The sequence below is a fragment of the Chitinophaga pinensis DSM 2588 genome (assembly GCF_000024005.1).
GTDB classification, from domain to species: domain Bacteria; phylum Bacteroidota; class Bacteroidia; order Chitinophagales; family Chitinophagaceae; genus Chitinophaga; species Chitinophaga pinensis.
Genome location: NC_013132.1, coordinates 2241433 through 2261871, shown reverse-complemented (window position 1 = coordinate 2261871; position 20439 = coordinate 2241433). Strand labels below are relative to the sequence as shown.

Here is a 20439-nt window from a genome sequence, read left to right as displayed (position 1 = left end):
AATTAACAATTAGGAATTAGGAATTGAATGCAGCGGAGATTTCCCGGAGCGAATTCCTAATTCCTAATTGTTAATTCCTAATTGAATCAAGTATAAAGTCCTCCGTTAATCGATAACACCTCTCCTGTTATATAAGAAGATGCTTTCGAGGCAAAGAACGCAACAGCTTCTGCTACTTCTTCCGGCGTACCGAAACGGTTCATCGGTACCTGCGCTGCCAGTTCTTTTTCATTCAGTTCGGCGGTCATATCCGTTTTGATAAAACCAGGCGCCACTGCATTAACGGTCACGCCGCGTTTAGCGACTTCCTGCGCCAACGCTTTCGTAGCCCCGATCACACCCGCTTTTGCTGCGGAGTAGTTGGTCTGACCAGGCAGCCCTTTGATACCCGAAAGTGATACGATATTGATAATACGTCCATAACGCTTCATCAACATGTTGTTCACAACCTGTTTGGTAACGTTGAAGAAACCATCCAGGCTGATGTTCAGCACATTTCTCCACTGCTCTGCATTCATCCAGAACAGCAGGTTATCTTCACGGATACCGGCGTTATTCACCAGTACCTCAATCTGTTTTTCTTTATTATTTTCTATCCAGCCACCTAAGACCGCCACTACTTCCTCGTTGTCGCCCACATTGAATTGCAGCAGTTCACCATCGCTTCCTTTCGCTCTTACAGCTTCCAGTGTTTCGTTAGCAGCAGCTTCATTTCCTTTATAGTTGATCAGTACATAGTACCCCAACTCCGCCATCTTCACGCATATTGCCCTTCCTATTCCTCTGGAGCCACCTGTTATTAAAGCACATTTCATCCGTTAATTGTTTTAGTAGGTTTACCACACGATAGCTGGATCATGCTGTAACAGGTATTCCTTGATCTTTTTAGCGTCTTTATACTTGGGACTGTCCTCGATAAATTTAGGGAAAATTGCCCTTACTTCGCTGTAAATACGGTGTGAGAAAGAGGACAGACGCTCATGACAGTTCAGGTAGTCAACCGCCTGCAGCATGGTCATCACCTGTATCGCCAGGACTTCATATGCATTCTCAATCACACGGTTAGTCATCAGTGCAGCATTACAACCCATGCTCACAATATCCTGGTTGTCATTATTATTAGGAATGCTGTGTACATACATCGGGAAAGACAGCGTCTGGTTCTCTGCAACCGTAGAGGTAGCAGTGAACTGGATACCCTGCATACCGAAGTTCAGGCCCAGTTTACCCAGGTTCATGAACGGCGGGAATTTGTGGTTCAGCTTGTCATTCATCAGGTAGTTCAACTGTCTTTCAGACAACATCGACAGTTTAGTGATGGCGATCTTCACTTTATCCATTTCCAGGGAAATATAGTCTCCATGAAAATTACCTCCATGGAATACGTTCTCCTGGTGATGGTCCACTACCGGGTTATCACTCACGGAATTCAGCTCCTGTACCACGATCTGTTCTGCCTGTACCAGGGTATCATAGATAGGCCCCAGTACCTGCGGCACACAACGCAGGGAGTAATATTCCTGTACTTTATCTTTAAAGATTTCTTCTTCCAGTTCTTTATAGAAATGATCAGGACGGTGTCTGATCATCTTACTGTCTTTCAGAATATTGCGCATAGCGGCAGCGACCTTGTTCTGTCCTACGTGACGCTTTACGGCGTTCAGCTCTTTAGACAGGTGATCGTCAAATGCTTCCACTACTTCATTGATCATGGATGACAGGATACAGCTCCAGCCCAGCAGTTTCTTTGCTTCAATGATATTTACCAGGGCTACGCCGGTCATGGCAGATGTACCGTTGATAACGGCCAGTCCTTCACGCACGTGTACGCCCATTGGTTTCAGTCCCAGTTGTAAAAACACCTCTGCTGTAGGACGGATTTTCTCTTCATATACCACTTCTCCTTCTCCGATCAGTACCAGCGCGAGATGGGCCAGCTGTACCAGGTCACCGCTGGCGCCTACGCCACCGTGTTCACATACACAAGGATAAACGTCTTTGTTGATCAGGTCTTTAAGTAGATTCACCACCTCAGGATGCACACCGGAATGTGCCTGCATAAAGCTGCTGAGACGCGCGATCATCAGACCTTTTGTTAACAGGGGCGACATAAATTTGCCGGCGCCTGAACTATGGCTGCGGATAAGATTGTACTGTAACTGGTGCGTATCGCTCTCGCTGATGCGGTACTGGGCCATCGGACCAAAACCGGTATTGATACCGTAAATCAGCTTCTTAGCCGCAAACGTCTTCAAAAACTCGTAGTTCTCAGATACCTGCTGTAAAGCGGCTTCCTCCAGGCTCAACTCCTCCCCATCAAATAACACGCGGTACACTTCGTCCAGTGAAAGCACCTTACTTCCTAAAACAACCATTATCTTAAATTAAATTATTTGATTATGTAAAAAAGTGCTCAAAATTAGCAAAAAACAATTACGAATTACAAACGGTGAACTACGTAATTTATAAGCATGATAAACCTACGTACTTTGCCTGTTTACAATTCGTAACCAATGCGTTCTCCAATTATGGTATGTGTGCTCAGCCTTCTTCAATATCTTCTTCCGGCGCCTCTACCAGTACTTTATCAATACGATGGGCGTCCATATCAACGATTTCAAAAGTAAATCCTCTCCAGGCAAACTTCTCCCCGATTTTTGGAATATGCTCCTGGTGATGCAGGATAAACCCGGCCATCGTGTCAAATTCCTGCTCAAATTCCGCCATCCAGTCTTCCTTGTCAAATTTGCTGAGGAAGTCATAGAAAGGGATCTGACCATCTACCAGATAGGAACCATCTTCCCTGCGAACGATCTCATAATCATCATCTTGTCCGGTTTCCGGCATATCGCCCACAATCGCTTCAAGGATATCGTTCAGGGTGATCATTCCCAGGAATGTACCATATTCATCAACGATAAACGCAGCATGACTCTGTGTTTCCTTGAATTTTTCCAGTACCTGGTAAGCAGAGTTATTTTCGGGTACAAACAGGGGCTTTTTCATGATAGGGGCCAGTGCATGCACATTATCAGCCGCTGCCATATAAAGATCCTTGATGGAAATAATACCGCGTATATTATCAATTTCATCATCACAGACAGGATACACGGAGTGCGGACTCTCAAATATCTTACTGCGGATAATTTCTTTGGGATCATTCACGTCCAGCCATACGATATCTGTACGGTGGGTCATCAGTGAGGTGATATTCCTGTCTCCCAGGTGAAATACACGCTCAATGATCTCCTGTTCAGTCTCTTCAATAGCGCCGGAAGTTGCCCCTTCGTTGATCAGCGCTTTGATCTCTTCCTCCGTGGCATTACTGTCCACAGTTGGCTTCAGATTGAAGATATTCACCAGGAAATTGGTAAAAATGGTCAGCAGCCAGATAAAAGGAGAGGTGACTATTGCCATCCATTTCATCGGGCCCGCCATCTGACGGGCTATCGATTCCGGCCGCAGGATGCCCAGACGTTTAGGCACCAGTTCTCCTATCACCAACGTAAAATAGGTCACTACCACCACGATAATCGTGATAGCAATGCCATCGCTATATGCAGTCAGCTGAGGATAGCCGGAAATATAAGACGCCAGGTCCGGCTTGAGGCTGATACCTGATAAAACGCCTATTAAAATGCTGATAAGTGTAATTCCTACCTGGACAGTAGAAAGAAACCTGTCCGGATTGCTGGCCAGCTTGAGTGCTGCCTTTGCCTTTTCATCCCCTCTATTGGCCAGATATTCAAGCCTTGCTTTACGAGCGTATTCCATGGCAATCTCGGACATTGAGAATAAGCCATTTAGTAGAATAAGGATGAGGATAATGACGACGACTTCCATGTTTAAAAGCCTAAAAATAAAGAATTATTCAAATATTAAGGTAAGAAATGCTAAAACCAGACCTCCCGCTATCGCCAGTACCTTGCGGTAGCTCAGCTCATGGTGTTTGGTACCGCTTTCGTAAAAAATGGTGGTAGAAATGTGCAAAAAGGCCCCTATTACCAGCGCCACAATATAGGCGGTAAAACTGGAAATAAATGCAGAATGCGCGCCCAGTTCTGAAGCCAGTAAAGCTGCTGCCGGTGTTACCAGTGAAAACAGTATCAGGATCCGCCAGAGTTTAGGCGCCCGCTGATGTGCGTGTACCATGACCGTTATCAGGGTAAAAGCCTCCGGTAGTTTATGCGCCGCTACCCCGATTACCAGGGAGGACAGTGCAGCCTGATCATGAAAACGGAATCCCAGTGGAATTCCCTCCATAAAGGCGTGTATAGACAATCCCAACAGCAAGGGCGCCAGATGCACATGCTGATGTTTATCCGTCGGAACATGGGTATGCCCGTGTTCCGTACCGTGTGACAGCGTTTGCAGTGCTACCTGCAGGAAAAAGCCCAGTACGATATAGATACCCGCCTGATGACCCAGTTCATGATACACTTCCGGCAAGAGGTGCATGATAGTGATCCCGAACAGGCAGGCGCCGGTAAATGCCAGCATGTAAATGGGGAAATTAGGGTTTACCCGTTTCACCACCATCGGAATAAGGCCCCCGACTAAGGTAGCCAGTAATACAATTAATAAAAAGATCCAGTTCATGTTGCTAATTCAGGTTCCAGTCTGATACGCCGTTGGAAAAAACTGCCACTCATGCTTCCAAGGAAGAGTCCCAGCAGGCCTCCGCCTAACACATCCAAGGGGTAATGAACGCCTACATAGACCTGTGCATAACAGATTACTGCGGCCCAGACAAAAAACATAGCGGCAAACCATTTAGAGATCTGCCTGAAAGTGAAGAAACAAAAAGTGCCTACTGCAAAGTGATTGGCAGCATGGGAAGAGGTAAAACTACCACTGCCCGGACAGTATACCACCAGTACTCTTACAAAATGCTGCATCAGAGGATCGCGACAAGGTCTTAACCTGCCCACCGCATCCTTGATAAACAAGCTGGACTGGTCTGCCAGACCGAAAGTGATCAGGAAAAATACGATCCACCAGAACCCTTTCCATCCATAGTTGATCGTTACAAACAGCAACAGGAACAGATAGAGCGGCGCCCATACATAAGGTTCCCGTAGCCAGGGTATGATAGCGTCCAGTACAGGATGCTGCCATACATTGTTAATATGAAAAAATAGTTTGTAATCCAGTCTAAGCAGTCTTTCCAGCATGGCTATTGTTTTGCAGCAATGATGATCAGTCTCGGTGAATGCTGTTCATCGTAACTATTAAAATGATAGTCTCCAAAAATGTCCGTTATCTGTAAACCCTGGCGGGCAAACATCTCTTCAAAGTCTGACAGTGTAAAAGCGCTTACATTCTCGGTAAATGTCGTCCTTTGCAGGCGCGCACGGTCCAGTATGTTGATCTGCTTCTGGAATTTGCCATCATTGATCTCCCGCACAATGTCAAATACCACATCTCCTTTCTCTTTGACTTCATTTGGCACCAGGTTAGCTGCTACATAGGGACTGTTCAGATAGTCCAGTACCAGTCTGCCGCCCGGTTTCAGCGCATTTTTCATTGTCCGCAGCGCATTCTCGTTCTCACGTGCGGTATCAAAATAACCAAAGCTGGTAAAAAAGTTAAATACAATATCAAAATAGTTCACCCTGAATGGCAGACGCATGTCATGCTGAAAAAAGCTGAGATGTTCATTTTCCAGCTTCTTCGCAATATTGACACTGCGGATAGAAAGATCTATACCTGTTACAGTATACCCTTTGGATGCCAGATAACTGGAATGACGGCCTGTACCACAGGCCACATCCAGCATGGTTGCATTAGCAGGCGGACGCAGATAATGCAGGAGCTTGTCGATGAACGCTGCTGCTTCCGCTGTATCCCTGTTGCTATATAACAGGTGATAGTAAGGAGAATTGAACCAGTCTTTAAACCAATGTTTTTGTATTTCCACTGCTAATTCATTAAAAACTTCCATGATCAGATGAACGCCCCAAAGCTCTATTTTTTATTGTTAAACATCAAATATCGGGTGCTTTCGTAAAAAGCCCGCGTTAAATTATCGAGTGCTTTGGCAGTATCCGGATTTTGTTGTTTCACATCTTTCAGCGGATCTCCCTGCATATCATACAGGTAAGATTTCTGCGTGTAGGTATTAATTTCATACTGATAGCGCTGGCCGATCAGTGAAATATGCGTTTGCAGATTTTTTAGATAAGTAGCAAAAGCATAACGGCTGGTAAGGGTAGTATCCAGCATATCCTGTCCGAGGGTATAGTTTTTAAACGGTATCCCTGCCAGTTTTGCCATTGTGGGATAAATATCCACCAGGCTAACCGCATAGTTTACTACCTGTGGTTTCACCAGGGCCGGACAGTAAATAAAGCAGGCTGCATGTACGCCTCCACTGATCAGTTCATACTCCGGCGTCGGCATAAAATGATACGGATTGAGCGTACAGTTATGGTCGCCGAACATGATAAAAATAGTATTGTCCAGGTAACCGCCTTGCTTTGCCAGTTCCATCAGATGCCCCACATTATAGTCCTCATAACGGATAGCATTAAACTGTTCCATCGACACAAAACCGGCCTTTTTGAATTTCTCCATGTCAATGTCCTTCTCCGTCACCTTCTTAAAATCGCCCCTTCCTTTTGTAGTGGTATATGGCGGGTGATTGTCCGCCAGCTGAAGAAATGCGACAAAAGGCTTTTGCCGTATATTCGCATCCCGGAAGATCTCGTCTGCTTCTGTGATGAGGTCAAAGTCAGATACGCCCCAGACGTCTGCCTTAGGCGCCTTATAATAGCCTTCCTCAAAGATCTTAATGCCTTCAACATTGTTGGTAAATACCGCCCTGATGTTTGCCCAGTTCGTATTTCCCCCCAGCAGATACAGCTTTTCATACCCCTGAAACTGGTCCATTACCACCCGCTGATCAACCATCTGCGGATGACGGGAAGCTGTTTTGGTCAGGGTGATATCCGGCAGTCCCGTTGTTACCCCGTACACGGTTCTGGCCGTACTGATGGCAGGTACAAAGAAATTATTGAAAAGAATACCGCTGTCCGCCAGTTGTTTCATATTAGGCGTCGGCATCATCGGGTTATTATACATACTCGTGATAGCTGCGCCGGTCGATTCCAGCATAACCAGTACCACGTTCATTTTTTTACCCTCTCTGCCAGGTATGTTCCGTACAAAATCCAGTTTATCCACATTGGGCTGGTCTATCTTCAGATAATCCGCTATGACTGGATAGTACTCCTTCGTCTTGGGAATATCGTAAGTGTCCTTTTGTACGGACATATTGGATATATAATATAATATCGGATTCAGGGACAGACTGGTGACACCGTTATCCTTGGTAAACATCGCCTGACTCCAACGGAGCGGGAAATAAGCAACATTGGCATAGATACCTGCCGCAAACAGGATCACCATAGATGCCAGCCAACCCGTATATTTCCAGTTTCCCAGCTTTACCGCCGGTTCTTTTCCCATCCGGTAGTAGGAACGGGTAAACTGTATGGTGATCAGGAAAAGGAATAAACCAATGCCGATCAGGGTACGAATCACGGGGTAGCTCTGCCATAACATCCGTGCATTGTCTGCACGTTCACCATAAGCCAGAAAACGCGTAACAGTCGGATCCATGCGTAATCCCAGGTAAGCGTAATGCCCCAGGTCAAACACGTACCCCAGGGTCAGGACCAGGTATACAATGAAAAGGTATACAAACAGGGGTCTGCGGATGGCTGCTTTGGTGAAAAAATGGTTCCGGGCAATAAAAGCGGTGAGTAAGATAGGTACCCCCAGGATCAGGGCAAGTCGCATATCGAACTTTAACCCCAGACTCCAGGCTTTCAGGATAGGTGCGTTGCCTGTAACAGTAGTCTTAAAGAAGAAAAGAAAGAAGACCAGGCGGAAAACGACCATGAAAAGGTACAGGAATAAGACTTGAACGATCACATACCGAATATACCTGGGTATACTCTTCCATAAATATTTCATGTAAACGTAGCTGTTGATTAATTTGACATGCAAAAGTATGCTAAACTGCGGCATTAAAGAAAAACGGTCCAAAGTTTCCTAACCCCTGCATAATTAGCCCACATTAAAACTTTAATACATTCTTTTATTTTAATATGTCACTCTCAGACAACGTAATACATTAATTCATTTGTTCTTTGCTGATTGTAATTTTATATTTGCCCTTCTTTTAAAAATTGAAATTCGTGGCACTGATCAAATCGATTTCTGGTATTCGCGGAACTATCGGAGGTAAACCTGGAGAAGGTCTCTCCCCTCTTGATGTTGTAAAGTTCACAGCAGCATTCGGCACCTGGCTACTCAAACAATCTGACAACAAAAAAGTGGTAATCGGACGAGATGGCCGCATTTCGGGAGAAATGGTAAAGCAACTCGTCGTAGCTACTTTGAACGGATTGGGCCTGGACGTAGTGGACCTTGGCCTTTCCACTACTCCTACTGTTGAAATTGCAGTAACAGCGGAGCAGGCTGCCGGTGGTATTATCCTTACCGCCAGCCACAATCCTAAAGAATGGAATGCGCTAAAACTGCTGAACGCTGAAGGCGAATTTATTTCCGGAGAAGATGGTGCTATTATACTCGACCTTGCCGCCCGCGAAGATTTTACTTTCGCTGATGTCAATAAACTTGGTTCCTACAGACAGGACGACACTTACATGCAGAAGCACATTGATATGGTGCTGAACTACCCACTGGTTGACGTTGAAGCGATTAAATCGCGTAACTTCAAAATTGTGGTAGATGCTGTCAATTCAACCGGCGCTATCTTCGTGCCGGCCCTGCTGAAAGCTCTTGGCGTGGAAGAGATCACCGTACTGTTCGACGAAGTGAACGGCCGTTTCAGCCACAATCCGGAGCCGCTTCCGGAAAACCTGACTGCTTTAAGCAATGAGGTTAACAAAGCTGACGCTGACCTGGGTATTGCTGTTGACCCTGACGTAGACCGTCTCTGCTTCGTATGCGAGGATGGTGGTATGTTTGGCGAAGAATACACCCTGGTGGCAGTCGCTGATTACGTACTCAAAGCCAGAAAAGGTAACACCGTTTCCAACCTGTCTTCCACACAGGCACTGAAAGACGTTACCCTGAAAAATGGCGGCGAATATCACCCATCCGCAGTTGGAGAAGTGAACGTCGTACGTAAAATGAAAGAAGTAAACGCCGTAATCGGTGGTGAAGGTAATGGTGGTATCATCGTTCCCGACCTGCATTATGGCCGCGATGCACTGATCGGTATCGGTCTGTTCCTGAGCCATGTGGCACTGAGCAAAAAGAACCTGAAAGCGCTCCGCAACAGTTATCCTGATTATTTCATCTCTAAAAATAAAATAGAGCTGGACAAAGGCGTTGATGTGGCTACCATCTTCGACAAAATCAGAGGTAAATACAAAAACCAGCCAATCAATATAGAAGACGGACTGAAAATCGAATTCGACAGAGACTGGGTACACTTACGCACCTCTAATACCGAACCGATTATCCGTATCTACGCAGAAAGCCAGAATGAAACGACAGCCGATAACATCGCTAAACGTATCATGCAGGATATACGCGAGTTTATGCACTAATAATCAATTGATTAAATAAGAAAAGGGCCGACTGGAAGTATCTCACTGACAGTCAGCCCTTTTGCTTTTATAACAGATCAAAGTCGCCACAGATTCACCTCAGGTCCACCTCAAGTACATGTGAGCTCCCTCCTTACATCCCACGCTTCTGTGCGCTCTCACCTGTTTATTTTTTATTAATAGTCCTCTTTCGTTCATTCTTACGTTTTCAACGAAGGATCAACGAAAGAAGACTATAGACAGACTATTGTTATATTTACTTCTTTTTCTCCTGTATCAGTACACCCGGATACACAATATCCTCGGCCTGTTTCAATTTAATCCCTAACAGTTTCGCAATCAACGGCGCTACATCTTCCAGGCCCATTCATGCATCATAGGCTTCCGGCTGACCGCCAGCATGTGTAGCATCCCATAAAGTCTGCGCCTTGATCTCCTTTACATCCTTCATCCACTTGCTGGAGACCCCTTCGGATAACCTTTTGTGTATGCGGGCTTGTGTCGTTCAGATGTTAATGGTCCGTCCGGATTTCCATACAACCGATCATCACAATAATGTCATGTACCATATTACATTAAGCTTAATTTCTAAAAAAGTCAGACATTTGTGACCGCCAACGGCATTTTTTTATCAAAAACCACCATCACTTGAAAAGAATTTATTTTGATAATGCAGCCACCACGGCGCTGGATAAAGAAGTGCTGGATGTGATGCTGCCCTATCTTACAGAGAAGTTCGGAAATCCATCCTCGATCTATTCCTACGGCCGTGAGAGCAGACTGGCCATCGAAAACGCACGTAAATCCGTAGCCAAAATCCTGAACGCGCATCCGGGAGAGATCTTCTTTACTTCCGGCGGTACTGAAAGTACTAACACGACCGTAAGTGCGGCCATACACAACCTGGGCTGCCGTCACATCATCTCTTCTGAAATCGAGCACCACGCCACGCTGCACTCCGTAGAACATGCTCATTCCAAAGAAAAGATCAAGCTGAGCAATGTACGCCTGCTGTCAAACGGCCATGTGGACATGGAGCATCTCCGTGAATTATTAGCCAACTCTCCTGAGCGTTGCCTGGTAAGCCTAATGCACGCCAACAACGAAATCGGTAACCTGCTGGATATGCATGCCGTGGGTAACCTGTGTAAAGAGTTTGACGCGATCTTCCATTCAGACACCGTTCAGACGGTAGGACACTATCCGTTTGATCTGCGTAATACGCCGGTACACTTCATCAATGGTTCTTCGCACAAGTTCAATGGTCCCAAAGGCGTAGGTATTCTTTACGTTAATGAGAATGTGAAGATATCTCCGTTTATCCATGGCGGCTCACAGGAACGTAACATGCGTGCCGGTACGGAGAACGTATACGGTATCGTTGGTTTTGCAAAAGCACTTGAACTGGCTACAACGCACATGGACGAGCATAGCAAGTACATCAACGACCTGCGTATGTACATGATGGATGAGCTGAAAAAGCAGATTCCTGATGTGGGCTACAATGGCGATCTCTATGGACGCAGTCTGTACACAGTACTGAACGTTTCTTTCCCTAAAACGGAGAAGAGTGAAATGTTGCTGTTCAACCTGGACATCAATGGTATCTGCGCTTCCGGCGGCAGTGCCTGTACTTCCGGTGCGGATGCAGGTTCTCACGTGATCCGTGCCATCAACAGCGATCCTAACAAAATTGCCGTACGTTTCTCTTTTGGTAAAGACAACACCAAAGAAGAAATAGATATGGTGATCGCCAAACTGAAAGAGATCATCTAAGCGATCCGCAATAGGATATTCATAAATAAGAAAACGGTAAGCAGTATAACACTGTTTACCGTTTTTCGTTTATGCTATTGTTATTGCAGACGTATTAACTGTTCCGGTTGATCACGTCATAGAACTTATCCCTGTAACCATCACTGATAGGGATAGACTGATTGGCGATCATCACGGTGTTCTTTTCCACAGAATTGATCTTATTCAGCGACACGACATAAGAGCGGTGTACCCTGATGAATTTCTCTGCAGGCAAACGTGTTTCAAATGATTTAAGGCTGCGCAGTGTAAGTACCGGCTGATGAGGAGTATAAATTTTCGTATAATCTTTCAGTGCTTCGATGAATAAAATATCTTCCAGATTGATCTTGATGATCTTGTATTCTGTTTTGATGAAGATGTAGTCATTAACATGCCCGTTACTGCTGTCTCCGTTTTTCTGCTGAGACATACTTCTGAGCTCAAGCGCTTTGGTAGCCGATCGCAGAAAACGTTCGAATGGTACGGGCTTCAAGAGGTAGTCCACCACTTCCAGGTCAAATCCTTCCAGTGCATATTCTCCATATGCGGTGGTAAAGATGACCATCGGTGGATATTTCAGGGATTTCATCAACTGAATACCGGTAATGTCCGGCATTTTAATATCGAGGAAAAGCAGGTCCACACGCTCTTCCTGCAGAAAGCGCAATGCCTCGGTCGCATTTTGGAACGTGCCTACCAGTTGCAGAAAGGGCACCTTCTTTGCAAAATCAGTGATTATTTCCAACGCAAGTGGTTCGTCATCCACCGCTATACACCTGATCATTTTTCAACACGATTTTTAAATCAACAATAAATTGGGTTTCGGATTCCGTGATTTCCAGCTCATGGTGATCGGTATACAGTAATTCAAGGCGTTTACGCACATTCTGTAAACCGATGCCACCTTTTTCTGCCATCCGCTGACGGAAGCGGCTGTTTTCCACAACCAGTCTCATTTCATTCTTTTCAATCGCCAGGGCTATGGCAATAAAAGAAGGTTCAGCGTAGCTGATCCCATGTTTAAAGGCGTTTTCCACAAAAGGCACCAATAACATGGGGGCTATTTTAAGTCCTGCCGGATTTCCCTGTACCGCATAATCCACTACTATATCGTCAGGCATTCTCAGACGTTGAATATCAATATAGTCTTCCAGGTATTGCAGTTCCTGTTGCAGCTGCACCTTATCTTCATTGGAATCATAAATCATATACCGCATAATGGTAGACAGTTTGACAATCGCGTGTTCTGTCTGGGCGGAATGTTTATGCGCCAGTGAGTAAATAGTATTCAGGCAGTTAAACAGAAAGTGTGGATTGATCTGCGACTTCAGAAATTTCAATTCCGCATTGAGGTTTTCCACCTTCAACACTTCCCTTTGCTGTTCGCTCTTAAACCACTCCTGTGCTATTTTGATGAATCCGCTCATAAAAAGCATGAGGAGTGCTGCAAAAACTGATTTCCGCAATATGTCCGGAAAGAGGATATAATCCAGGAAAGACAGTTCCTGCTGACTACTGATATATTCCCTGCCACGGAGCCCCATGGAGTCATTCAGACTGGCGGCTGCGTAGAGGGGTACATTACCATCCCCTTCTTTTTCATGCAGCCGGCTTTCCAGCAGATGATACCGCATAAATCCGGAAGGCGCCGGTGTAAGCCGGGTATCGCCGTTCCTGGGTGGTACCATTACCGTCTCTTCGGCTGCGAAGGTTTTCCAGAAAACATATTCCGTAACTGCCTGCTGTACAATGATAAAAACCAATGTCAGTACCACAAAAGACAGGTAGTAAACGATTTTCTTTAATGTGAAAAACCGGGGGATCAGTACATAAAAATTGAGATAAAACAAGCCTATGAGAAAGAGGTTGTCCACTATTTCCCGGGCAAAGAACCAGGGGTGCTGAATCTTGATCCGGTAGATAAAAAAGGGAAAGAACAGGAAGCTGGTCCAGACTACAATATGTAGGCCTACCCTGAATAACCGGTTCTTATAGAGTTGTTTTAAATTTATCATGTAGCCCAAAAGCGCGATAAACTTACACTCAATTCCCGTAAACAGGCTGTTAAAATTTGTTAAGTGTAGTAAAAGGAATGTTAAAATTTCGGGGGGAATAGGTAGCCGATATGGCCAGACACAGTACTGTGGCCAATATTAATATAAGTTACAATATGTCTACCGAAGAGTTTTAGTGCTACTCTACACCGGCTATTTTCATATCAAGCAGCTCCTGCCGGGTTAAATCTGGCAGTCCGCCAGGGTTTTTCCTGAGCTTGGCGGCAATATTTTCTCCCACTTTCCTGGCGTCCTCTTCATTTTGGAAGGGCTTATTGCCAACTATTACGGGGATGAATGGCTGTTCAATGTAGGTATGAGTGCCTTTGTTGATCTTATAGCCCCATCCCCCTTTGTCCAGCTGAAACGTTACTACCGCAATGCTGTCATGCACTGCGGTAGTAGCTGTATCTTGAGTATGTTCAGTTCGTTCTGTCTGTTTTTGCTGGCAGGCTGTAAAAGCCAGTCCGGCAACCAGTGAAGCGATCAGAAAAGACCTCTTATTAGTCATTCGTATCGTTTTCCTGGTCAGGATAGAATTCAAACAGGTCATCCAGGTAAGTGCTGCTGGAGTAACCAGTACCTACGAAACCTCTGTTTTTAACAGTGAAACCAACTGCGCTGGTACGGCTTGCACCATCGAAAGCGGTTTTTTCTGTCCAACGGTCGCTTACTGGCTCATATTCCCATGTTGCAGAGCTGGAACCTGTAGTTACGTATGCTTTGTTGTTGATTACGAAAGCAACACCACCGTAACGGGAGATAGAAGAGTAGTCATCATCGAAAGAATCGTCAGTAGCATTTTCGATTTTAGCTTTCTCTTTCCAAACGTCGTTAGCAGCATCGTATACATACATACGGGTTGGTACTGTACCTGCACCGGTACCGGTTACAACGTATGCGCTGTCTTTGATTACGAAGGCAACCGCCTGTCTTCTTTTATCTTTCAGTGCTGTGATCGGGGTCCAGCTGTTGGTAGAAGGATTGAATTTAAAGAAGTCGCTCATGTTGTTGCCACCATCGTAGCCTGTACCCAGGTAACCCTGATCTTTAACAGCGAACGCTACAGCGAAGTAACGCGCAGCGCCTGGAAAATCAGCTTTGCTGCTCCAGCTATTTGTAGATGGGTTGTATTCCCAGGTATCTTTCAGTGATTTGAAATCCGCATCGCTACCAGTTGCAACATAACCTTTACCTGCAGCAGCAAAAGCGGATGCACCTGTACGTGCCAGGCTCTTGGAAGCATCGTTTGGATCCTGTAAAGACGCTATCATAGTCCAGTTATCTTTCGCTGGATCGTACTTATAAAATGAACTTAATAAAGTACCTCCATCAACACCACTGGTGCCAGTTCCCACATACGCTGTATCTCCGATCACAAAGCTTACTGCTTCCCTTCTGGCGTCGCCCTGGTAATCTGCTCTTCTTACCCAGTTACCCAGCTTGGTCGTATCGTCGCTTGATGAACAGGAGGCTAACGTAAGTGCGGCCAATCCCAGAAAACATACATTTAAATAGCGCATAAGTTATTTTTACTTTTTTAATAGCTGCCAAAATTATCCGCACTTATTTAAGCTCAATCATAAAATAGATATTTGGGGAATTTTGGCAGACAAATCATGCCTTTTTATCTGCCAACGGGTTTTTTCCTGTAAGGGGGAGCTTGCTACCCCAACAGTAGCACAACGAATATGATTGGTTATTCGTCGATAAAAAGAGCTTATTCGCATATTAAATAAGCGTGAAGTTGGGTTCCTGTCTAAAATTGCGCTCCATGAATAAAAGTATCCGCGCCAAAGTGGCCTGTAAATACCTGGTTTGTGCATTATTGATCACTGGCGCCGCTGCCTGTGAAAAAGAAGGCTTTTTGTATGATGGTATCACAGATCAGAGTGGTACAGAGTATCTGGTAACAGATACCATCACTATGACAATGAGCACGGCATACCTTGATTCTGTTCCTACTTCCAACCTGGGTACAGCCCTTGTTGGTACCAATAATGATCCTGTATTTGGTAAAATATCTTCTACCTCTTTCTGGCAGGTAAATGCTTATAGTGGTACCGCCATCCCTGACAGGGCTATCTATGACTCCATGGTACTGATGATCCATCCGACACTGGAGCATTATGGCGATACTACCCTTCCTCAGCACATTGAAGTATACCGCGTTACCGAGACCATCAAACGTCAGGGTAACAGCGCTTTCTTATATAGTTACAGCAACTTTGCCACTGAACCTACTCCAATTGGATCAAGACAGGTAATGATCCGTCCTCACCGCGATACGACACTCCGTATCAGAATCAGTGACGTACTGGGTAAAGAGTTCTTTGACCTCGCGGACAAGAACAGCACGACTATCACCAATCAGCAGCAGTTCCTCCAGTACTTTAAAGGTCTGGCACTGAAACCAGGCGCTAACAGCCAGATGATCACCGCCCTCAGAGCGGATGACTCCCTGAACCTGCGCCTCTTCTTCCATACCACTCCCGGTGAGATCAAACAGGAATACAGAGACTTCGCGGTATACAATTCATCCCTGCAGTTCAACCACGTAGATGTGGAACGCCCTGCCGGTTCTCCGCTGACGGTATTAGGTCCTGGTAAAAAATTACTCCCTTCTGCCGACGCAGACCGCAGAATATTCGTACAGCCACTGACCAACATCGTAGGCCGTATCGACTTCCCTTATCTCAAAACGTTCAACCAGCTGAACAAGTTCTCCAAGATCATGAGGGCTACCCTCACTGTCAGACCGGAAAAGGCAACTTACAAGTACCCTTACTTCCTGCCTGCCAACCTGCCACTTGGTGTTATTAACAGCGGTAACGTGATCGAGGATACACTCCGCTCTCCGCTTACCGGTGCTATCCAGTACGGAAGCCTGGTGACAGACGTTATCTACAACACAGGTACTGCGTATACCTACGATATTACCAATTATTGCATTGCACAATTAAATACGACTGACAATTCTTACCGCGGACTGGCCTTATTGCCTCCAAGAAACACAGGTCTTAGTAACTTTGACCGTGCGATCCTGGGAGACAACCGGAACTCCACCAACAGAATTACCATACAGATTTATTACCTGCGGTATAAATAATGCAATCAAGAATTGACTACATGAAGCGAATACAATATACGACCGGCTTATGCGGCCTGATGCTTTTACTGGGCGGCAAGGCAATGGCACAACACGGTATCAATTCACTCTACTCTGCGTATGCCATCGGTGACCAGGAGGAACATGATTACACCCGCAACTTCGGAGTGGGTAGCACAGGTATAGGCCGTCGTTCGGATAACTACCTGAACGAACTGAACCCTGCATCCTACGCGGCACTACCTCGTCAGCATTTCATGTTCGATGTTTCCCTGCGCGCACAGTCCGTTAATTATAAAGATGCGACTACCCTGAACAGACAGGCTGGCGATGTCAATATCAAACGTCTGGCAATGGGGTTCAAAGTGAACAGCAGATGGGGTATGAGCCTTGGTTTCGGCCAGTTCAGCAACGTCGATTACAAGCTGGTCTCTACCAAATTCGTTGATACATCACCCCAGACTACCACCACGGAAGGTACTGGGGGTATTTATAAAGCATACATTTCCAATGGTGTAAGAATAACCAAAAACTTCGCTGTTGGTGTGTCCACTAACTTCCTGTTCGGTCCTAACAATACCACAGAAAACGTGGGCGGCGATACCGTATCTACCAAGATCCAGCGCTACGCTTTCAATACCAACTTCAATGCAGGTGTACAATATGCCGGCAGACTGGGTGGTGATTGGGTACTGGGCCTCGGTGCTACCTACCGCTTTAAAACCAAACTGAGCTACGAGAAAAAACTGATAGTGATGAATGCATCCGAAACCACACTGTTTCAGGATGATCTCGCTAAAGAAAAATATACCCTGCCAGAACAATACGGCGCCGGTATCCACCTGGGTAACGGTACCATCAGCTGGTTGGCCGACTACCGCAAACAAATGTGGGCCGATACCAAACCTGCCAGCACAAACTACCTGTTCGCTAACTCTGAGCGTATGTCCACAGGTCTGGAATATACCTTCAGACGTATGTACGGCTCTCAGCAGATCGAGGGGGTAGTGATACAGGCAGGTGCTTCCTACTACAAATCCTACCTGGTAGTAAACAACAACCAGATCAAGGATGTAGCGGGTACTGTCGGTGTATCCCTTCCTTCCAAATCCAACTACCTGCGTTACTACATAGGTATTGAAGTAGGACAGAGAGGTACTACCAGCGGCGGTCTTGTGAAAGAAACATACATCAACGGCGTGTTCCACTTCTCTCTGAGAGACATCTGGTTCCTGCGCAGAACATACGATTGATCTGATAACGGATTACCCGAAAATATTAAAGCCCATAGCAGCTGCTATGGGCTTTTTCTATATTACAATTATTTGAAACAAACTGCCTTAAAAGCAAGCGTTGCTTTATTTTTTTAACAACTCGCTGAACCACTGTCCGGAGCTTTTCATCGTCCGCACCTGCGTATCACGATCTACATGCACTAACCCAAAGCGGGCCTTATATCCTTCCGCCCATTCGAAATTATCTGTCAGCGTCCAGGCAAAATACCCGTCTATCGGTATCCCCTCCCTCTTCGCCTTCAGTACACCAGCCAAATATTCCTTAAAGTAACCAATACGGTCCTGATCATCGATAGCACCCCCACTCATAATATCAGCAAAGGCAGCCCCGCTTTCCGTTACCATCAGCCGTTTAATGCCTTTATAAGCACCAAACTGTTTCAGGATGGCATACATCCCTTCCCCGCTGATCTCCCAGCCTAACGCCGTCATTGGCACCCGGCGGGACTTCGGTTTTACTTCGGATATGCCGACCACCGGCATAAACGCATTCCTGCGTACCACCAACGGGAAATAGTTCTGGACGCCGATAAAATCAAAATCGAATGACAGCTGGTCCCAATCCCGCCACAAGGCATAGCGTCTTTCTATCCGGCGTAATAAGGGGAAATCATCCACCGGATACCCCATGCCCAGTACCGGCTCCAGGAACAGGCGATTGAATAGCGCATCCGCCTTCTTTGCAGCCTGTATATCGCCCTCTTGCTGTGTGTAAGGGTAAATATAGGAACAGGACAGACAAGTCCCTATATTGGCTTCTTTGACGGTCTCCCGGATGACTTTCGCACCTACTGCCTGTGCAAGCAGCACATGATGTACCGCCGGAAGAAAATAGGATACGCCAAATTTACCGGGTGCATGGACGCCCAACATGTAGCCTAATGATGTAAAACCAAAAGGCTCGTTCATCACAATCCAGTTCTTCACCTTATCTCCAAACGCCTGTACACATATACGCACATATTCTTCAAAAGCGAAAATAACGCCACGGTGGCACCATCCTCCCTTGTGTTCAATTGCATGCGGTAAATCCCAGTGATATAAAGTAACGTATGGTATCAGTCCGGCTTCCAGACAGGCGTCTATCACCCGGTGATAATAATCGATGCCCGCCTGATTCACCTTGCCGGTACCTTCCGGCAGAATACGCGGCCAGGAAATAGAAAAACGGAACACATCAAAACCCATTTGTTTGACCAGCTGAATATCTTCCCGGTAACGGTTATAGAAATCGACTGTCACAAGTGCATTGGTACCATCTTTAATCTTTCCTTTCTTGGTGGTAAACTCGTCCCAGATAGACTTCCCTTTACCATCGGCATCGCAGGCCCCTTCATTCTGAAATGCGGAAATCGTCACTCCCCAAAGGAAATTCTCTCCAAAATCATGACGGCTGAAAGGTGCGCTGAATTGTTCCATATATAAAACAAGGATGCAGTTTACAATAGTTTATTTGTATCACCCATTATTTAATTGTTAAGGGAGCTAAAATTTAACATACAGATTCACGATCTTAGGGGAATGTTTAGTAATCCTATTGCCATATGGACACTGGGCCTCAGCGTATTACTGTGCGCCTGTCAGAATAACCCGCCGTCCAGGACGCCTGCAGGCGATACTACAGCATCACTCACGGTGAGTGATACACTTAACCGCATGGTGCTTATACCCGGCGGTACTTTCACGATGGGTGCAGACGATGCGGAAGCACATCCGGACGAAAAACCACGTCACGATGTACGCGTGGATAGCTTCTGGATGGATGAACATGAAGTAACTAATGCCGAATTTGCCGCATTCGTAAAAGCGACTGGTTATCTCACTACTGCGGAACGACCAATCACTAAAGAAGAGCTGATGCAGCAATTACCACCTGGTTCTCCGGAACCAGATAGCAGTATGCTGCTCCCGGGATCTATTGTGTTCACGCCTCCCTCCCATCCTGTTCCCCTGGATGATGTATCACAATGGTGGTCTTTTATACAGGGCGCCAGCTGGCAACATCCTGGTGGACCAACGACCAATATCAATGGAAAAGAGCACCTGCCTGTTGTACACATCTCCTGGAATGATGCACAGGCATTTGCTAAATGGGCGGGTAAACGGCTCCCTACAGAGGCAGAATGGGAATATGCGGCAAGAGGTGGTCTCAAAGACCAGCCCTATCCCTGGGGCCCCGAGGCGCTCACAACAGGCAGGGTCAAAGCCAATACCTGGAATGGTCATTTTCCCTATCAGAATACACAGACAGATGGTTACTTCGGCGCTGCACCTGTAAAGAGCTTTGCAGCTAACGCGTATGGCTTATACGATATGTCAGGCAATGTATGGGAATGGTGTGCGGACTGGTATGATAGCCGTTATTACGGCCTGAAACAGGGAGATAATCCGAAAGGTCCTGCTGCCGGCTATGATCCGGAGGATCCTGCTTCGCCTAAACATACGATCCGGGGAGGTTCTTTTATGTGTACTGATGAATATTGTTCGGGGTACAGGGTAACCGCCAGGATGAAAACATCACCGGAATCAGGACTGGAAAACCTTGGTTTCAGATGTGTGAAGGATAAATAAAAGAAACGGGGATGGTACCCGACCAG

General features: G+C 46.0%; 17 protein-coding genes. 5 read left to right on the top strand and 12 right to left on the bottom strand.

The features are described 5' to 3' along the window. Positions 1–86 precede the first annotated feature (86 nt). The 7 genes from fabG to CPIN_RS09290 form a co-directional block, all read right to left on the bottom strand. Positions 87–815: a flexirubin biosynthesis SDR family reductase FlxB gene (gene fabG / locus CPIN_RS09320; RefSeq protein ID WP_012789526.1), complete on the bottom strand. Its 729-nt coding sequence runs from the start codon at positions 813–815 to the stop codon at positions 87–89. Positions 816–836: 21 nt separating this feature from the next. Then, positions 837–2375 carry a flexirubin biosynthesis tyrosine ammonia-lyase FlxA gene (locus CPIN_RS09315; protein WP_012789525.1) on the bottom strand — a complete coding sequence of 513 codons (1539 nt, stop codon included), beginning with the start codon at positions 2373–2375 and terminating at the stop codon, positions 837–839. Positions 2376–2541: 166 nt separating this feature from the next. After that, positions 2542–3843 carry a hemolysin family protein gene (locus CPIN_RS09310; protein WP_012789524.1) on the bottom strand — a complete coding sequence of 434 codons (1302 nt, stop codon included), beginning with the start codon at positions 3841–3843 and terminating at the stop codon, positions 2542–2544. A 24-nt stretch (positions 3844–3867) separates the two neighbouring features. Continuing rightward, positions 3868–4599 carry a ZIP family metal transporter gene (locus tag CPIN_RS09305; RefSeq protein ID WP_012789523.1) on the bottom strand — a complete coding sequence of 244 codons (732 nt, stop codon included), beginning with the start codon at positions 4597–4599 and terminating at the stop codon, positions 3868–3870. Continuing rightward, entirely contained in the window at positions 4596–5174 is a 579-nt protein-coding gene (locus CPIN_RS09300) for a phosphatase PAP2 family protein (RefSeq protein ID WP_012789522.1), read from the bottom strand. Before CPIN_RS09300 ends, CPIN_RS09305 begins: the two co-directional genes overlap by 4 nt. A 2-nt stretch (positions 5175–5176) precedes the next feature. Next, entirely contained in the window at positions 5177–5920 is a 744-nt protein-coding gene (locus CPIN_RS09295) for a class I SAM-dependent methyltransferase (protein ID WP_245552097.1), read from the bottom strand. A 47-nt stretch (positions 5921–5967) separates the two neighbouring features. After that, positions 5968–7980 carry an LTA synthase family protein gene (locus tag CPIN_RS09290; protein ID WP_187294748.1) on the bottom strand — a complete coding sequence of 671 codons (2013 nt, stop codon included), beginning with the start codon at positions 7978–7980 and terminating at the stop codon, positions 5968–5970. A 224-nt stretch (positions 7981–8204) separates the two neighbouring features. On the opposite strand from CPIN_RS09290, the gene glmM reads away from it, so the two are divergent. Together glmM and CPIN_RS09280 are read left to right on the top strand one after the other, a co-directional pair. Further along, positions 8205–9587, top strand: coding sequence for a phosphoglucosamine mutase (glmM, locus tag CPIN_RS09285; protein ID WP_012789519.1), 1383 nt, complete (start codon positions 8205–8207; stop codon positions 9585–9587). Between the two features lie 648 nt (positions 9588–10235). Further along, the gene (locus CPIN_RS09280; protein WP_012789517.1) at positions 10236–11363 is read left to right on the top strand and encodes a cysteine desulfurase family protein; all 1128 of its coding nucleotides are present in this window, start codon (positions 10236–10238) and stop codon (positions 11361–11363) included. A 94-nt stretch (positions 11364–11457) separates the two neighbouring features. Here the strand turns inward: CPIN_RS09280 and CPIN_RS09275 are convergent, their stop codons facing one another. From CPIN_RS09275 to CPIN_RS09260, 4 genes are all read right to left on the bottom strand, one after another. After that, positions 11458–12168, bottom strand: coding sequence for a LytR/AlgR family response regulator transcription factor (locus tag CPIN_RS09275; RefSeq protein ID WP_012789516.1), 711 nt, complete (start codon positions 12166–12168; stop codon positions 11458–11460). Continuing rightward, the gene (locus CPIN_RS36460) at positions 12143–13399 is read right to left on the bottom strand and encodes a sensor histidine kinase (RefSeq protein ID WP_012789515.1); all 1257 of its coding nucleotides are present in this window, start codon (positions 13397–13399) and stop codon (positions 12143–12145) included. Before CPIN_RS36460 ends, CPIN_RS09275 begins: the two co-directional genes overlap by 26 nt. 178 nt (positions 13400–13577) lie before the next feature. Beyond that, positions 13578–13949, bottom strand: a complete 372-nt coding sequence (locus tag CPIN_RS09265; protein ID WP_012789514.1) for a DUF4907 domain-containing protein — start codon at positions 13947–13949, stop codon at positions 13578–13580. Next, complete coding sequence (locus CPIN_RS09260; RefSeq protein ID WP_012789513.1) at positions 13942–14961, bottom strand: Kelch repeat-containing protein; 1020 nt, start codon at positions 14959–14961, stop codon at positions 13942–13944. Before CPIN_RS09260 ends, CPIN_RS09265 begins: the two co-directional genes overlap by 8 nt. A gap of 251 nt (positions 14962–15212) precedes the next feature. On the opposite strand from CPIN_RS09260, the gene CPIN_RS09255 reads away from it, so the two are divergent. Together CPIN_RS09255 and CPIN_RS09250 are read left to right on the top strand one after the other, a co-directional pair. After that, positions 15213–16547: a DUF4270 family protein gene (locus CPIN_RS09255; RefSeq protein WP_012789512.1), complete on the top strand. Its 1335-nt coding sequence runs from the start codon at positions 15213–15215 to the stop codon at positions 16545–16547. Positions 16548–16567: 20 nt separating this feature from the next. Continuing rightward, on the top strand, positions 16568–17800 hold the full coding sequence (locus tag CPIN_RS09250) for a beta-barrel assembly machine protein BamG (protein WP_148230529.1): 1233 nt from the start codon (positions 16568–16570) through the stop codon (positions 17798–17800). A 105-nt stretch (positions 17801–17905) separates the two neighbouring features. On the opposite strand, the gene CPIN_RS09245 is transcribed toward CPIN_RS09250, so the two are convergent. Next, a complete protein-coding gene (locus CPIN_RS09245) occupies positions 17906–19261 on the bottom strand; it encodes a GH1 family beta-glucosidase (RefSeq protein WP_012789510.1) in 1356 nt (451 codons plus the stop codon). A 102-nt stretch (positions 19262–19363) separates the two neighbouring features. Here CPIN_RS09245 and CPIN_RS09240 point away from each other — a divergent pair, with 102 nt between their 5' ends. Further along, the gene (locus tag CPIN_RS09240; protein WP_012789509.1) at positions 19364–20413 is read left to right on the top strand and encodes a formylglycine-generating enzyme family protein; all 1050 of its coding nucleotides are present in this window, start codon (positions 19364–19366) and stop codon (positions 20411–20413) included. Positions 20414–20439 lie beyond the last annotated feature (26 nt).

Excerpts from the sequence above, each read along its gene's own strand:
- fabG (WP_012789526.1), bottom strand. The coding sequence starts at position 815 with ATGAAATGTGCTTTAATAACAGGTGGCTCCAGAGGAATAGGAAGGGCA.
- CPIN_RS09315 (WP_012789525.1), bottom strand. The coding sequence starts at position 2,375 with ATGGTTGTTTTAGGAAGTAAGGTGCTTTCACTGGACGAAGTGTACCGC.
- CPIN_RS09310 (WP_012789524.1), bottom strand. The coding sequence starts at position 3,843 with ATGGAAGTCGTCGTCATTATCCTCATCCTTATTCTACTAAATGGCTTA.
- CPIN_RS09305 (WP_012789523.1), bottom strand. The coding sequence starts at position 4,599 with ATGAACTGGATCTTTTTATTAATTGTATTACTGGCTACCTTAGTCGGG.
- CPIN_RS09300 (WP_012789522.1), bottom strand. The coding sequence starts at position 5,174 with ATGCTGGAAAGACTGCTTAGACTGGATTACAAACTATTTTTTCATATT.
- CPIN_RS09290 (WP_187294748.1), bottom strand. The coding sequence starts at position 7,980 with ATGAAATATTTATGGAAGAGTATACCCAGGTATATTCGGTATGTGATC.
- CPIN_RS09275 (WP_012789516.1), bottom strand. The coding sequence starts at position 12,168 with ATGATCAGGTGTATAGCGGTGGATGACGAACCACTTGCGTTGGAAATA.
- CPIN_RS36460 (WP_012789515.1), bottom strand. The coding sequence starts at position 13,399 with ATGATAAATTTAAAACAACTCTATAAGAACCGGTTATTCAGGGTAGGC.
- CPIN_RS09265 (WP_012789514.1), bottom strand. The coding sequence starts at position 13,949 with ATGACTAATAAGAGGTCTTTTCTGATCGCTTCACTGGTTGCCGGACTG.
- CPIN_RS09260 (WP_012789513.1), bottom strand. The coding sequence starts at position 14,961 with ATGCGCTATTTAAATGTATGTTTTCTGGGATTGGCCGCACTTACGTTA.
- CPIN_RS09255 (WP_012789512.1), top strand. The coding sequence starts at position 15,213 with ATGAATAAAAGTATCCGCGCCAAAGTGGCCTGTAAATACCTGGTTTGT.
- CPIN_RS09250 (WP_148230529.1), top strand. The coding sequence starts at position 16,568 with ATGAAGCGAATACAATATACGACCGGCTTATGCGGCCTGATGCTTTTA.
- CPIN_RS09245 (WP_012789510.1), bottom strand. The coding sequence starts at position 19,261 with ATGGAACAATTCAGCGCACCTTTCAGCCGTCATGATTTTGGAGAGAAT.
- CPIN_RS09240 (WP_012789509.1), top strand. The coding sequence starts at position 19,364 with ATGTTTAGTAATCCTATTGCCATATGGACACTGGGCCTCAGCGTATTA.